General features: G+C 33.2%; 6 protein-coding genes. 5 read left to right on the top strand and 1 reads right to left on the bottom strand.

Annotated features, from left to right (window positions below; genetic code table 11):
- The 3 genes from UIB65_RS02940 to UIB65_RS02930 all read left to right on the top strand — a co-directional run.
- A partial coding sequence (locus tag UIB65_RS02940) for a TrpB-like pyridoxal phosphate-dependent enzyme (protein WP_330039638.1) occupies positions 1–703 on the top strand: 703 nt, incomplete at its 5' end.
- A 631-nt stretch (positions 704–1334) separates the two neighbouring features.
- On the top strand, positions 1335–2111 hold the full coding sequence (locus tag UIB65_RS02935; protein WP_330039637.1) for an AAA family ATPase: 777 nt from the start codon (positions 1335–1337) through the stop codon (positions 2109–2111).
- A complete protein-coding gene (locus UIB65_RS02930) occupies positions 2112–2711 on the top strand; it encodes an AAA family ATPase (protein ID WP_330039636.1) in 600 nt (199 codons plus the stop codon). It abuts the gene before it with no gap.
- 185 nt (positions 2712–2896) lie between these two features.
- Here the strand turns inward: UIB65_RS02930 and UIB65_RS02925 are convergent, their stop codons facing one another.
- Positions 2897–4009, bottom strand: a complete 1113-nt coding sequence (locus UIB65_RS02925; RefSeq protein WP_330039635.1) for a radical SAM protein — start codon at positions 4007–4009, stop codon at positions 2897–2899.
- Between the two features lie 447 nt (positions 4010–4456).
- Between UIB65_RS02925 and UIB65_RS02920 the strand changes: the two genes are divergently transcribed.
- Positions 4457–5548 (top strand): hypothetical protein, encoded by a 1092-nt coding sequence (locus UIB65_RS02920; protein WP_330039634.1) that lies wholly within the window; start codon positions 4457–4459, stop codon positions 5546–5548.
- Positions 5549–5979: 431 nt separating this feature from the next.
- A complete protein-coding gene (locus tag UIB65_RS02915) occupies positions 5980–15882 on the top strand; it encodes a hypothetical protein (protein ID WP_330039633.1) in 9903 nt (3300 codons plus the stop codon).
- The last annotated feature ends 341 nt before the right edge of the window (positions 15883–16223 follow it).

Below are 16223 nucleotides of genomic sequence, written 5' to 3'. Positions count from 1 at the left end.
TCCTGGTTCATTGGGTGTAGCTATTTCTGAAGCTATGGAAGAGGCTTTGGAAAAGGATGAAGTTAAATACTCATTAGGCAGTGTTTTAAACCACGTTATGTTACATCAAACTGTCATAGGTCAGGAGTTAAAAACTCAATTGGAAATTGCTGAAGAAGAGCCTGATGTAATGATTGCATGTGCGGGCGGCGGAAGTAACTTAGCTGGTTCGCTGTTCCCATTTATTAAGGATAAAATTGACGGCAATTCCGATACTCAATTCATTGCTGTTGAACCTAGTGCGTGTCCAACACTTACTGAAGGAACATATGATTATGATTTCGGTGATTCTAACGGATTTACTCCAATGCTTAAGATGTTTACATTAGGACACGACTTTGTTGCTCCGACAGTACATGCAGGTGGATTAAGATATCACGGAATGTCTCCAATTGTTTCACTTTTAACCAAAGAAGGCTATCTTGAACCTAGATCAGCTCATCAAAGGGATTGTTTCAATGCGGGAATTACTTTTGCTCGTAATCAGGGTATTGTTCCAGCTCCGGAAACTACTCATGCAATTAAAGTTGCTATAGATGAAGCTATTAAATGTAAACAAACCGGTGAAGAAAAAACCATTGTCATGAACTTCTCTGGACATGGAATGTTGGATTTAAAAGGATATGCTAGCTATTTTGAAGGAACTATGCAAAATGCTAAATAATCCTTCTTTATTTTTTTTTAGATTACATTAGTTATAACTTATAACTTATTCTATTTTTTTTCACTTGAAACATATATTTTAATTCTTTTGTTTTTTGTTTATTATCTTATTTATATTCAGTTGAACTTATTCTCAATTTATATAAAATTAATTTATTATATGATTGTTAATGTTATTTTATTTTATTTTTAGATTAATTTAAAGATTATTTTTCTGTTTCATTTCATATACTTTTTCAAACTTTTCATTATTTTTGTTATAACTTATAACTTCTAATTTATTAGTAATAACTTCCAAGTGTTAACAAATAAGTAATAAGTTATTTGTGAAAACAAATACTTTATAAGATAGAAGTTATAAAATATAACTTATTTGTTAAAAGTTAGTTATGATAAGTTATTTCTTAAAACTTATTTTTTATAATTTAAAAGTTTTAACTTAAAACTTAATTCCTATCCCTTAGAAGTTAGAACTGATAAGTTATTTCCTTTAAGTTTTAAATTAAAAGGAATAACTTAATTCTTTTAACTTATACTGAATAACTTCAACGTTATTCTTTAGAACTTTGAATTTTTAAGTTATGAATCATAACTGGTAACTTAAAACTTATCAGATAAAGGAGAATTCGTTAATGAGTGAAGTAATTGCGGTGATGAATCAAAAAGGGGGTTGTGGAAAGACAACAACTGTTGTTAATACTGCAACATCCCTAGCTGTTATGGGTAAATCTGTTTTGGTTGTAGATATGGATCCTCAAGCTAATGCTACAACTAGTTTTGGGATTGATAAAACCAAAATAGAAAATACAATTTATGATGCTATCATAGGGGATATTAGTATTAAAAAAGCAACAATTCCTACGTTTATAAAAAATTTGTTTATTATCCCAAGTAATATATCCCTTAGTGGTGCAGGAATGGAACTTTCCAAACGTGAAAATTACCATGTTGTATTAAAAGATACTCTTAAAGATGTCATACCGTTATTCGACTATATATTCATTGATTTACCTCCTTCATTAGGTGTAATTACTGTCAATGCATTAGTAGCTTCCGATAGTGTTTTAATACCTATCCAAGCTGAGTATTATGCTTTAGAAGGAGTTGCAGATTTAATTAATACAATAAAATTAGTCGAAAAGAGACTTAGAAGTCCGACACCTATTAAAGGAATTCTCCTTACTTTATTTGATAAAAGAACTAGACTTAGTAAAGATGTACACAAAGAACTCAAAAATTACTTCGGCGGAACCGATTTATTGTTTAAGACAATAATTCCTAGAAATATCAGATTGGCTGAAGCTCCTAGTTTTGGTAAACCTTGTTTAATATATGATCCAGATAGCACTGGAACAAAAGCTTACTTAAAATTGGCTAAAGAGATTCTTAAAAGAGATGGAGAGGATTAAATGGCTAGAAAAGGGCTTGGAAAAGGTTTAGATTCATTAATTCCTGACTTTTATAATGAAGATTTTGATAGCAATTCTCCTCAATCCCTTGAAGATATGTTAAATGAGGGGTCTCCTGATGAAAAAGAAGATTCTAACGATTCAAATGAAGAAGTAGAAGATTCCAAAAAAGAAGAAAATATTTTTGACCAAATCGAAAAAGAAAGAGAAGAAGCTGAAAAAACAGATGAAGAGTCCACTGAAGAACTTTCAAATGATGAAGAAGAAATAGAAGAAGAGGTTTCCCAAAATGTTGAAGAAAGCGAGCAACCTGAGGATGCTGATAAAACATCCGAAGACATTCGCAGCGATATATCTGGCGAAGAAAGTTTACAAACATCACAAGAAGTCAAAATCCAAGAAGAACATGTAGCCGAAGTCAAAGAAATTGTTGATAAAAATCCAAGAATTACTTTATGGTCTTCCAGGTCTTCTGCAGTTTTTAGATATCTAAGAAAAACTGAACCTGAATTCAGTATTTCAAAGGAAGCTTCAATTTTAATAGAAGAGGCTGTTTCCAAAAAATACCCTGAAATTTGGGCATTGTTTGAAGATTTATAATTTTAATTTTTTTCTATTCTGTATATTTTTAATATATTTTATTCGATTTTTTTACACTTGAAATTGTATACTCGATATATTGAAAAAATCTATTTTATAATCAAATATACTATTTTAATAATTTATTTTTTTATTAATATTCTGATAGGTGTGACTCTTTCTATTAAAATAAGCTATCATACATTTTAAAAATCAAAAGTAGTCTGGTATTCCCCATCAATTTTAATATAAGGTTTAGCACGTTCTACTATAACACCCAATTTTTTAAGTTGATGTTCTGATGTAAATGGTATTTTTTTACGAATAGAAATTATTTCTCTTGCAGATTTTACGCCGATTCCAGGTACTCTGATGAGTTCTACTAGTGGTGCTCTGTTGATTTCTACAGGAAAAATATCCATGTTTTTTGCCGCTAGAATCTTTGGATCTTGGGTCAGAGAAAGCTTATCGTTTTCATCAAATATAAGTTCTTTGACACTGTAATGATAATCATTAAGCAAGCTATCTGCATTATATAATTTTGATGTTCTGTCAGTTGAACATGCTTGTTTATTGGAAAATTCTGTTTCTTCAATAGGGGTGAATGCTGAAAAATATGTTCTTTTCAGTTCGGATTTCTTGTAAATTTTTTCCATTCTTTCGAGAATTTCCTTGTCACTTTCTCCATTAGCACCAACAATCAATTGTGTGGTATGTGTAGAATTTGGATATGTTGTACTTTTGTGTTGTAGACTGTTAATCCATGACAATCTTTTCAGTATATCCTTGTTATAGTCTTTTGTAGATGATAGTTCGGCAAGACCTGACGGTGTTGCAGCTTCAATATTGATACTTACCCTATTAGCCAATGCCATTGCCCTTCTGATTGAATCCTTGCTTGCTCCGGGCACGACTTTAAGATGAATGTAATCATCATATCCATATTTATTTCTTAAAAGATGCACGGTTTCAATCTGTTTTTCCATTGTAGTTTCTTCATCTACCCCTATGCCTGAACTCAAAAAAAGTCCATTTACCATGCCTCTGTTATAGTATCCAAGAAATGCCTTTGCAAGCTCTTCGGGTGACAGTTCCAATCGGGTAAAATTTCTTTTTGACTGGTTTATGCAATACTTGCAGTCATTTTTACATTTGTTTGTTAAAAGTGTTTTGAAAAGAGGAATTTTGCATCCGTTATGACCAATGGCCTCATAAATTCCAGGTAAATTGACTTGTGAGCTCTTATTGTGGCTGACATAGTCACAGAGGTCATACTGTGCTGAATCTGTTAAGATTTTCATCTTTTCTAATGTAGTCATAATATATATTATGATATGTCATGTTAAATAAGAATTAGTTTTACAATATATTTCTTAATAGATTCATGATACTGTATACCAATCTAAATGATTTTCAGATGATGTAAACATATCTTTACATAAGGTTGATAATCTTCAATTAACATTGTTATATTTAGATATCTTCCAACATACATGGAAATTGAATGAATAGTTAAAATTGTATCAAATAGACACAAACTGTATAAATTTTAATGATTTTTTTATCAAACTGTGTAAGTATATATATGAGAAGAATTCAAAATAGGATTGTTATTATAAAAGTGGAGTATCCACTTTGAATAACATGTAAGAAAAATATTGTTGTACAATATTTAATATTATATATAGAATGAATGAAAGGTGTCGATAATGAACTTGAAATCTGGAATATTAAAATTATCCATAATATTTATGCTAATTTTACTAATGATTCCTGTAGCAACTGCTATGGATTCAGAAGATGCTTTTTATATAGAGTATGCCAGTCCAGATGATGAGGTAGTTATCGAAGAGTATGACAACTTTGTAGAAGTTGATACTCAGGTAGATGTGTCCAGCCAATCAGATGTAGAAGATTTTGTACAGGATCCTGTTGAAGAATATGAGGACGAAGTGCAAAAGTCACATGATGATGTGGTTGATGATGTTGTCGAAATTCCAGAATCAGTTGAAGATTCTGATGTTATAACTTATTATGACGGTGATATTTCCGAAGATGATGAAGTCAAATCCGAAGAAGTAATTTCAAATGACTTGAACGAAATGATAAAATATGAAAATAATAATGAAATTAGCTGCGATGACTTAACATTAAAAGTAATAAGTGTTGATATACAAGGTTCATTCTTTATTTCAAAAATTGATTTAAACAGTATTTCTTTCAATATAATTAATGAAATATTTAATCATGAAATAACGACTTTGGGGGAAACGACGTCCCCAAATAAAAATGTGAATAAAGTTTTAGAATTGAAAAATATTCTTTTAACTAATGAGAAGATGCAGAATAATTTTGACTGTCACAAGATTGCTAATGTAGACGGCAGTCTGGACGTTTATATTAATAAAATAACCAATGATTTTGCATACAGTATAGACAATTCTGTAGTCGGTGATGCAAGTGGAATATTCATGGTTATTGTCAAGTCTTCTTTTTCTACTTTTTATCCTTGTTTTGATGCTACTTTTTCTAGAGATTTTTTAGATGTTGAATGTTTTTTTGCTCGTGTTTATCCTTTGATGGATAGTGATGTTGATTTTTATAGAGATTTTTTAGATGTTGAATGTTTTTTTGCTCGTGTTTATCCTTTGATGGATAGTGATGTTGATTTTTATAGAGATTTTTTAGATGTTGAATGTTTTTTTGCTGGCGGTTATCATGTGATTGCTGCTGACGGTTTTTGTGAAATCTGTTTTGTTGAAAATGGTGATCTATCTAATATAGATTATAATGTAAAATTTTGCCCTGATGCAGAGGGGCAAGTGACAGTTGTTGATTTAATACATTGGATTAAATAACTAAAGCTTCCAATTCAATCGTTTAATGTTGTTCACATGATTTTATGTGGTTGGGGTTGGAATTAGTGGTATAATTATATATCAGGTCAGTTATTTCAAATCGCTTAAATGGTTTTTATATGGCTGATAATATAATAGTTATTTTAATTTAATATATTATATCTGAAAATATATTATTTACAATATATTTTACATCGCTTCTTTTTTATTTCATGTTAGCGTGAGCTATGTTTAATTTTTTTACTAATTTTCTATTCAGTCTAGTAATTTATTTTTCAAAAATTGCAAACATTTATATACTATGGGTGTAATAATATTAATTAGTGCAGAAATGCATGGCTTTCAATTCTATTCTATTTTTATATTATATATGTATGCAAGTTTTTCTTCGAAACAATGAAAAATTCTATATTCATTTGAGAGGTAAAAACATGAAAATTTATGCGAAACTTTTAGTAATCGCTTTAATGATTGCGATGATTTTTGCTGTTGGATCTGTTTCAGCAGTTGAAAATGGTACTGCAGACTCTAGCGATTTAACTCTAGTTCCACATGAACAGGTTGTTTCAGTTCCTGATTCAACAGTTCAGGAAGTTGAGACAATAAATACAGAGACGTCTGCTGATGATACGAATGTTGATAAGATATCATCAAGTTCAGATGAAATTATTAATGTAACTGATTCTAACGTAAAAGAATCTTTAAAATTGAGTAAAAAAAGAGGGCCTGTGTTAGGGGCTTCCAACAATGAGGATGTTTTAGGTGCTGATCCATCTATTATTCCAACAGGAACAACTTTCCAAGATATCCGTGATGCAATAAAAATTGCAGGAAATGGAAGTGTAATTGATTTGAACGGTAAAACTTATAATGGTACTAACCCTGAGATTATTACTAGAGATAAATCAATTACTATTAAAAATGGTATACTAGATGCATCCTCAGCAGTAAACACTTTAACTAGTGTATATATGAATGTGGCTTTTGAAAATGTTTCATTTATCAATTTCCCTACTTCTTTCCGTTTTCATTATTGTACATTCAATAATGTTAAATTTAATAATATAACCTCAACCGGAGGAGTATTTATAATTCGAGGTTCAAAATTATCCAATGTAGATTTTACAAATTGTAAATGTTTAATGCAAGAAGATCCTGATAATTATGAAACTGGTGTTATAATTGTTACTTATAATTCAGAATATGATAACTGTAATTTTATTAATGGTTCATCAAAAAGGCACTCCGGCGCAATTTGTGTTGGTGGAGAAAATGGTAATATTGTAAATATTACCAATTGTAATTTTATTAACTGTTCCGCAGGAATCGGGGGTGCTGTTTATGTTCATGGTAACAACGCAACCAATTCTAATTATCACAGTAATATTATCAACTGTACATTTATAAATAACACAGCTTCCGAATATGGTGGTGCAGTCGGTTCCAGTCAAACTTATTTAAATATTAAAGACTGTGATTTTATCAATAATACAGCTAAAAAAGGTGCTGCTATAATGGTTGGAGGAATTAAGCATGGATTGGATGGTAATTTAGAAGGTCATTACAATACCTTTGATAATTGTTATTTCCACAATAACACTGGTACTGAAGAAGGCGGAGCTGTCCACATTACTGGTGATAATAACAAGGTTATTAATTCCCATTTTGATGATAATTATGCATATGCTGGAGACGGTGCTGCTATTTATGTAAAAGGTGTAAATGCAACCGTTTACAATTCTGAATTTTTCCACCATGATTGTGAAAACGGAACTGTGTATATTGAAGGAAATAATGCTAATGTTTCTTCTTCAAAATTTGAAAGAAACACAGCTTCAATGTCTGGTGCAGGTGTATATATACAAGGAGATTATGCGGTATTAGATGATAACATTTTCAGAAACAACAATGCTACCAACAACGGTGGTGCTATACACGCTGAAGGTGACCATACACTTATTTCAAATTCCCAGTTCATAAGCAACAACGCTATTCCTGATGTTAACAATAAAAATCAGGGATTAGGTGGAGCAATCTATATTAGGGGAGACAATAACAAAATTGAAACTTCTAATTTTAATCATAATACAGCTCGTAATGGTTCTGCAATTTACACTATTGGTACTAACTTATATTTAGATAATGATTACTTCCTCGATAACCAAGCTTGGAGTTATTTGTTGTTCACTGTTATTAAACCGAATGCAACATCTTACTATAATGAATCTGCAAATACTATTATTGACATCACTCATATTGGTGGAGATAATATTATAAATGCAATTCACAATGCGGGAAGTGTAACCGATATAAATTTCAAGAATGTAACTTACTATCACTCAGGAGGTATCCTTACAACTCCAGAAGATAGATATGAACACCCTGTTAAGGGTGTTGAAAACAGTAAGAATGCAACTGTTGCATACCAAGATGACCGTGAAGATTCACAGGTTGTAGATGTTATTGTAACCAATGACAAAACTGGAGAAGTAATATTCAATTCACTTGGTAAATATTTAAGAACAGGTCTTTATGGAAATCTTACTGTAGTATTGCCACAAGGATTAAGGCCAGGTAATTATACTGTAAATGCTACTCACCCTGATGATCATAATTATACTGCAATTACAAATATTACACACTTTACAATCCTTCCACATGTAGATGTAAGTGTTACTAAAACTAGTGACAAGGATGTTTACTTTGTAGGTGAAAATGCTGTGTTTACCATCAGAGTTTATGGTGTTGGAACCAATGCTACTAATGTAAAAGTTAGAGACATTTTACCACAATCTTTGAAATTTGTTTCAGCTAAAGCAACTCAAGGAAACTATGACAGTTCGACAAATGTATGGGATATAGGCTTCTTGCCACATGGTGCATCTCAAACATTAACATTGACAGTTAAAACTACCAAACTCGGTAAATTTGACAATGTCGTTAATGTTACCTGTGACGAAAAGGACTGGAACTTGTCCAACAATGTGGACAACAAGACCATTCATGTAGATTTATACTACACCAAAGAGGCTAATGTTACTAATACTTCCGCTGGCGAATATCTTGAATATTATATAAGAATATATAATGTCGGTTCAACTGACTATACCGAAACTGTTAGGGTATATGATGTATTGCCTGAAGGAATTAAATATGCTGGTGAATACAAAGTAGAGGGTGCAGATTTGATTAGATTTATTGGTTATCCTGATGAGCAGGTTTGGGAAATTACCAACATTTCTGCTAAAACTCATGCTAAAATTACCCTCAAGGCACAAGCTATGAAAGACGGTATCTGGAACAATACAGTTAGAGTTTGGGACTACCCTCCTGTAAACGCTACAGTCAATGTTACTTCCAGTGCTGATTTGCATATTATAAAATCTGCTTCTGCTACTACTGTAAGCAAAGGAGACATATTCAATTGGACCATTATTGTTATTAACCACGGTCCAAGTAAAGCATTTGATGTATATGTTGATGACTTATTGCCTAATGGATTGGAAATCGTAGGTCATGCAACTCCAAGTAATAATACCAAATATGATAGAACTATTGGCAGATGGACTATTGGAAACTTAGGTGTAGAGGATTATGTAACTTTAATCATTCCAACCAGAGTCACAGTTTCTAATGTTCACAATATTACCAATGTGGCTGTTGTAAATTCCACTACTCCTGATCCTGATCCAACAAACAATAAAGACAATGATACAGTTTATCTCAATCCTGATGTAACTATTAAAAAAACCGTATCAACTAAAACTACTTATCATGGAGATGTCATTTCATGGACTCTTAATGTTACCAATAAAGGTCCTAATGATGCACACGGAGTATATGTCATTGATCAGTTACCAGCGGGATTGAAATATGTCAATTCAGTTGCAACTTTTGGTAATTATAATCCTGGCAGTGGCAGATGGGCTATTGGAACTATTAAAGAAGGAGAATCCGTAACTTTAACAATCTATACTAACGTTACTGTTTATGATGCGGTTATAACCAATAATGCTACTGTATATGCAAATGATGACAGTGACCCTTCAAATAATTTTGATGAAAACTTCACACAAGTTCATACCGAAGCTGATGTTGGTGTTGTTAAAAGGGTATCTAACAGTACTTCTCACTATGGTGATGAAATAACTTGGTATATTGTTGTTACCAATTATGGTCCAAATGTTGCTGAAAATGTCGTTTTAATAGATTATTTGCCTACTGATTTAGTTCAAACAAAAAGGCCATATATATCTAAAGGACAAATTTCTCATGCAGGAACTAACGGAAGATGGGATATCGGAAATATGGCTGTAAATGAAAGTCAATACATGGAAATTTACACTAAAGTAAATGCAACTGATAAAACTATTATTAATGTTGTAGAAGTAAATTCAACCACTTATGATCCTAACATAACTAATAACAGGGATGAAGATGGAATTAATGTCCCTCCTGAAGCTGATGTTGCTGTAGTTAAAAAAGTAAATAATTTCACTCCAAACAAATATGATAATGTCGTCTGGACTGTAACAGTTGTCAATAACGGTCCTAATGTGGCTGAAAAAGTTGTAGTTAAAGACATATTACCATCTGGTTTGAAGTATGTTTCAAATACTGCACCTGATATCGGTACATTCATTCATAATACTGGTGTCTGGTCTATCGGTACTTTGAATGTTGGTGTAAGACATTCATTTAATATTACAACTCAAGTTGTTGATACTGGTAAAATCACTAATGAAGTAAACATTACTACTAAAACCCACGATACTGATTTAACAAACAACTATGACAACGAAACAATTGAAGTACCGGCTATTGCTGATTTGGAAATTACAAAACTCGTATCCAACAAGACTTCCAAATACGGTGATTTAATTAACTGGACTGTAACTGTTCACAATAAAGGTCCAAACAACGCAAGAAATGTTGTTGTAAACGATAAATTGCCTGCTGGATTAGTATATATAACTCACAAAGGTCCAGGATTATATGATCCAACTCAGGGAATCTGGCAAATTGGTGATTTGAGAATTGATGCAACTGTAACTTTGACAATCACAACCAGAGTAAATATTACTAACGCAACTATTACTAACGTTGCTGTAGTAACTTCCGATACTCCGGACAATGACACTTCAAACAACGAAGCTAATAACACTACTGATGTTGACCCAATGGCTGATTTGGCTATTTATAAAGTTGTAAGTAATACAAGTCCTCAAAAAGGAGATATTGTTACTTGGATTATTAATGTAGTAAATTATGGTCCTGACACTGCTATAAATGCTGTCGCTACTGATATATTGCCTGCTAATTTAACTTATGTAAACCATAAGGGTAATGGTACATACAATCATAATACTGGCGAATGGACTATCGGTGACATTGAAAAAGGTGGAATCAGAACATTGTACATTAATACTACTGTTAATGCATCAAAAGTTGTTATTACCAACATTGTAAATGTAACTTCACAGACTCCTGACCCAGACTTAACAAACAATGAAGATAATGCATCTGTCGATGTAGGCCACCAAACTGATTTGGAAGTAATCAAAACAGTATCCAATGCAACTCCTAAAAAAGGAGATAAAGTTGTATGGAATATCACGGTCTTAAATCATGGTCCTGATGATGCAGTTAATACACGTGTACATGATATATTGCCTAGAGGATTAGTATGGATTAGTGATAACAGTAACGGTGCTTATAATCCTTCTACTGGTATTTGGACTATCGGAAAATTACCTGTTAATAATAATGTAACATTATTAATTACCACTTTAGTTAATGTGTCCGGTCAAAACATTACAAATGTTGCAGAAGTTACCACAGATACCAATGATACTAACGAATCTAACAACAAGGATAATGACACTATTGAAGTTCCTAAAGATGCAAGTGCTGATTTGGAAGTTATTAAATTTGTATCCAACAAAAATCCTCGCTTCGGTGATATAATCACATGGACTGTTACTGTAACCAACAATGGTCCTAATACTGCTGTTGATGCTTATGTAATTGATAAATTGCCTAAAGGATTAACCTATCAAAGTGACGATTCAAACGGAAAATATAATCCTGATACTGGTTATTGGATTATAGGTAACTTGACCAATGGAGCTAAGGCTGTATTGAACATTCAGACTTTAGTGAACATTACCAATGCAACTATTACAAATGTTGCTGTAGTAAACTCCACTACTCCTGATAACAATACTGAAAACAACAAAGCTAACAACACTACTGATGTAGACCCTGAAGCAGACTTGGAAATTATCAAATTGGTATCCAACAAAACCGCTAAAAAAGGTGATGAAATTACATGGACTATCGTTGTTACCAACAAGGGTCCTGACACTGCATTGGAAGTGTATGTAAGAGATAAATTACCTGCTGGTTTAATATTAACCGGTTATTCAAAAACTGAAGGAATATTCGATGAAAATGATATGACATGGTACATCAGATCCTTGGCTAAAGGCGAATCACAAACCTTGACCTTAACCACTTTGGTCAATGTGACCAACAAAACTTTAGTCAATATTGTAAATGTTACCAATGACGTATATGACCCTAACAAAACAAACAACGAAGCTAACAACACTACCGATGTTTTACCTGAAGCTGACTTGCAAGTTATCAAAACTGCAATGAATTCAACATGCAGTAATGGAGATATAGTCTACTGGAACATTACTATTATTAACCACGGTCCTGATGCTGCCGTTAATGTTAACATTTTAGATGTAGCTCAGAAAGGTTTAATATTTATTAATAATAATGGAACTCCTGCAGGTTCACAAATCATTTCAGGAAGTTTAGGAACATTGCCTAGTGGAGGTCAAATTTCATTTATCATTAAAACCTTGGTAAATGCAACAAATGCTACATTAATGAATATGATTGCAGTAAGTTCAGAGACTCACGACCCTAATCCAAAGAATAATCTGGATAACGATACAACCAAGGTACGTCCTGAAGCTAACCTTGTTGTTGTAAAAGAGGTTTCAAAACAGACTGTAAAGACTGGTGAAACTGTAACTTGGACTCTTACTGTGACCAATAATGGTCCCGACACTGCGGTTAACACTAGAGTTACTGATGAATTGCCTGCTGGTTTAATATATACTGGTCATAAGGCTGATGTTGGTAATTATGATCCTGACACTGGTGTTTGGATTGTTGGTGATTTGGCTAAAGGCGAAAGTAAAAAATTAGTGATTTCCACTATTGCAAACATTGCCAACAAGACTATTGTTAACGTTGCAAACGTAACCAGTGATACTCCGGGTAACAGAACCAACGGTACAAACAAGACTACTACTATTGGAGACATTGCTGATTTGGAAGTTGTCAAATTGGTATCCAATGCAACTCCTAAGAAAGGAGATGAAATTACTTGGACTATTATCGTAACCAACCACGGTCCTGACAAGGCAATTGCTGTAAATGTTGCTGATAAGTTGCCTGCTGGATTGAGATATAACGGCCATTCCGGTCCGGGATTATATGACTCATCCAATGGAATTTGGATTATTGGTGATATGGAAAAAGATGATTCTGTAAGTTTATCAATCAGAACTATCGTTGAAATTTCAAATGGTACTATTGAAAACATTGCTGTTGTTAATTCATCCACTCCGGATAACAATACCGACAACAACATTGGAAACAATACCACTAAAGTAAACGATGATGCTGATTTGGAAATCATTAAATTGGTATCCAATAAGAATCCTAAATTCGGTGAAACAATCACATGGACTATTACTGTAACCAATAAAGGTCCATCTGATGCTAAGAATGTAAGAGTTACTGATAAGTTGCCTGCTGGATTGATTTTCAACGGCGCTAATGGTAATTATAATAAGGACACTGGTCTTTGGATTGTTGGAGACTTAGCTAATGGTAAATCTGCAAGTTTAGTAATAACTACTATCGTAAATATTACTAACACCACAATATTAAATGTGGCTAATGTAACCAGTGACACTCCTGATTCCAACAAAACCAACAACGAAGCTAACAACACTACTGATGTAGGTCCTAAGGCTGATTTGGTTATTGGTAAGGAGGTTTCTAAGAAGTCTGTTAAGACTGGTGAGGTTATTACTTGGACTGTTACTGTGACTAATAATGGTCCTGACACAGCTGTTAATACCAGAGTTACTGATAAGTTGCCTGCTGGATTAATTTATATTACTTCCAGTGGTAATTATAATCCAGTTACTGGTCTTTGGATTGTTGGTGATTTGGCTAATGGTGAATCTAAGAGTTTAGTGATTTATACTCAGGTTAATATTACTAATGCTACTATTGTGAATGTTGCTAATGTTACTTCTGATACTCCTGGTAATAATCCTCCTCCTGTTAACAATTCTACTAAGGTAGGTCCTAAGGCTGATTTGGTTATTGGTAAGGAGGTTTCTAAGAAGTCTGTTAAGACTGGTGAGGTTATTACTTGGACTATTACTGTGACTAATAATGGTCCTGATGCAGCTGTTAATGTTAGAGTTACTGATAAGTTGCCTGCTGGTTTAATCTACAAAGAAGCTAACGGTAATTATGATCCTGTTACTGGTCTTTGGATTGTTGGTGATTTGGCTAATGGTGAATCTAAGAGTTTGGTGATTTATACTCAGGTTAATATTACTAATACTACTATCACTAATGTAGCTAATGTAACCAGTGATACTCCTGGTAATAATCCTCCTCCTGTTAACAATTCTACTAAGGTAGGTCCTAAGGCTGACTTGGTTGTTGTTAAAGAGGTTTCAAAACAAATAGTTAAAACTGGTGAAACTGTAATTTGGACTATTACTGTAATCAACAATGGTCCTGACACAGCTGTTAACACCAGGGTTACTGATAAGTTGCCTGCTGGATTAGTTTATGTAACTCACAGTGGTGAAGGTAATTATGATCCTGTTTCAGGTCTTTGGATTGTTGGTGATTTGGCTAACGGTGAATCTAAACAATTAGCTATTTCTACTATTGCAAACATTTCCAACAAGACTATTGTCAACGTTGCAAATGTAACCAGTGACACTCCGGGTGACAGGAAAAATGATACAAACAACACTACAGTTCTTGAGGACATTGCAGATTTAGAAGTTATCAAAGTTGTACTTGAGGATAACCCTCACAAAGGTGATGTCATTACTTGGTTTATTACCGTTATCAACCACGGTCCGAGTGATGCTAAAAACGTAATCGTAACTGATAGGTTGCCTGCTGGATTAATATTCAAAGGCAGTAACGGTAACTATAACCCAGATACTGGTATCTGGACTGTTGGTGATTTGGCTAATGGACAACTTGCAAGTTTAATAATTACTACTATTGTTGACATTACAAATGCTGAAATTACCAATGTTGCTGTAGTTGATTCCGATACTCCTGATAACAACACAGACAACAACAGGGACAATGACACTACCAATGTTGATCCTGAAGCGGATGTAAAAGTAATCAAAACAGTATCCAATCCAAAACCTACAGTTGGAGATGTAATTACTTGGACAATTACCGTAATCAATTTAGGTCCTGATGCTGCTAGGGATGTTGTTGTTGAAGACAACTTGCCTGCCGGATTGAAACTCATATCCGCTAAAGGAAGCACTGGCGTATTTGAAGATGGAATTTGGACAGTTGGAACATTAAACAACAAGGAAGCTGCGACTTTAGTACTTACCACAAAAGTAACCTCTTCAGAGGGTATTATTAGAAATGTTGCAATCGCAACCACTACCACTTATGACCCTAACAATTCCAATAACAGGGACGAAGATGTTACCAAACCTAAAGCAAAACCTGCTGCTGATTTGGAAATCATCAAAGAGGCTAACGTGGAAAAAGTTAAAGTTGGAGACAAAATCATTTGGACTATAACCGTAATCAATCATGGTCCTGATGTTGCTAAGAATGTTCGTGTAAAAGAGGTAATGACTGGTGATGTGGAATACATTTCATCAAGAGCTACCAGAGGTTCATTCGATTACTTATATGCTCTTTGGACTATCGGTGATATGGAAGTCGGAGAGGAAGTTGTTTTAACAATTGTGTGCAAAGCATTAACTGCAGGCACTGTTATAAACACTGCTGAAGTTGTAAGTGACACTCCTGATCCTGACAAGGACAACAACAAGGATAAGGCTGTTGTCATTGTTAAAAAGGACAAACCAACTCCGGACAATCCTCCGAAAACTCCGAAAACTCCAACTCCAAAAACTCCTGCTACCATGCATGCTACAGGTAACCCAATCGTAATGGTTCTTTTAGCATTGTTTGCTTTAGTTGGTGTAACCTTAAGAAGAAAAGATTAGATTAAACACGATGGGAAAATAACTTTTCCCATACTTTTTTTATTTTTTTGCTCAAAATATAACTTCAATTTAATGCAAGTTACATGCAATAATTTTATATGCTTTTTATCAAAACATTATTTTAACTGATTGCATCTTTCATTATATTGCTTAATTAAAACTGTTTTTCAAAAATAAATTCCCTAATCTACATCACTCAATCAAAGTTTTTCATTTTGTCGACTCTTTCAAAAACTTTGTTGATTTTCAAAATCCTTTTTGCGATTGTCATTCCAAATGAGATCTCTGCGATAGATTCGTTTTAAAACGCCTCGTTTGGTCTTGAATGTTCGTTTTCTTGA

Origin of the sequence: Methanobrevibacter sp., from assembly GCF_036307625.1 — an archaeon.
Lineage (GTDB): Archaea > Methanobacteriota > Methanobacteria > Methanobacteriales > Methanobacteriaceae > Methanocatella.
Note: the sequence above shows the minus strand (reverse complement) of the source record. Positions and strands in the feature narration are given on the sequence as shown.

Coding starts and splice junctions, on each gene's coding strand:
- UIB65_RS02930 (WP_330039636.1), top strand. CDS start 2,112: ATGGCTAGAAAAGGGCTTGGAAAAGGTTTAGATTCATTAATTCCTGAC.
- UIB65_RS02925 (WP_330039635.1), bottom strand. CDS start 4,009: ATGACTACATTAGAAAAGATGAAAATCTTAACAGATTCAGCACAGTAT.
- UIB65_RS02935 (WP_330039637.1), top strand. CDS start 1,335: ATGAGTGAAGTAATTGCGGTGATGAATCAAAAAGGGGGTTGTGGAAAG.
- UIB65_RS02915 (WP_330039633.1), top strand. CDS start 5,980: ATGAAAATTTATGCGAAACTTTTAGTAATCGCTTTAATGATTGCGATG.
- UIB65_RS02920 (WP_330039634.1), top strand. CDS start 4,457: ATGATTCCTGTAGCAACTGCTATGGATTCAGAAGATGCTTTTTATATA.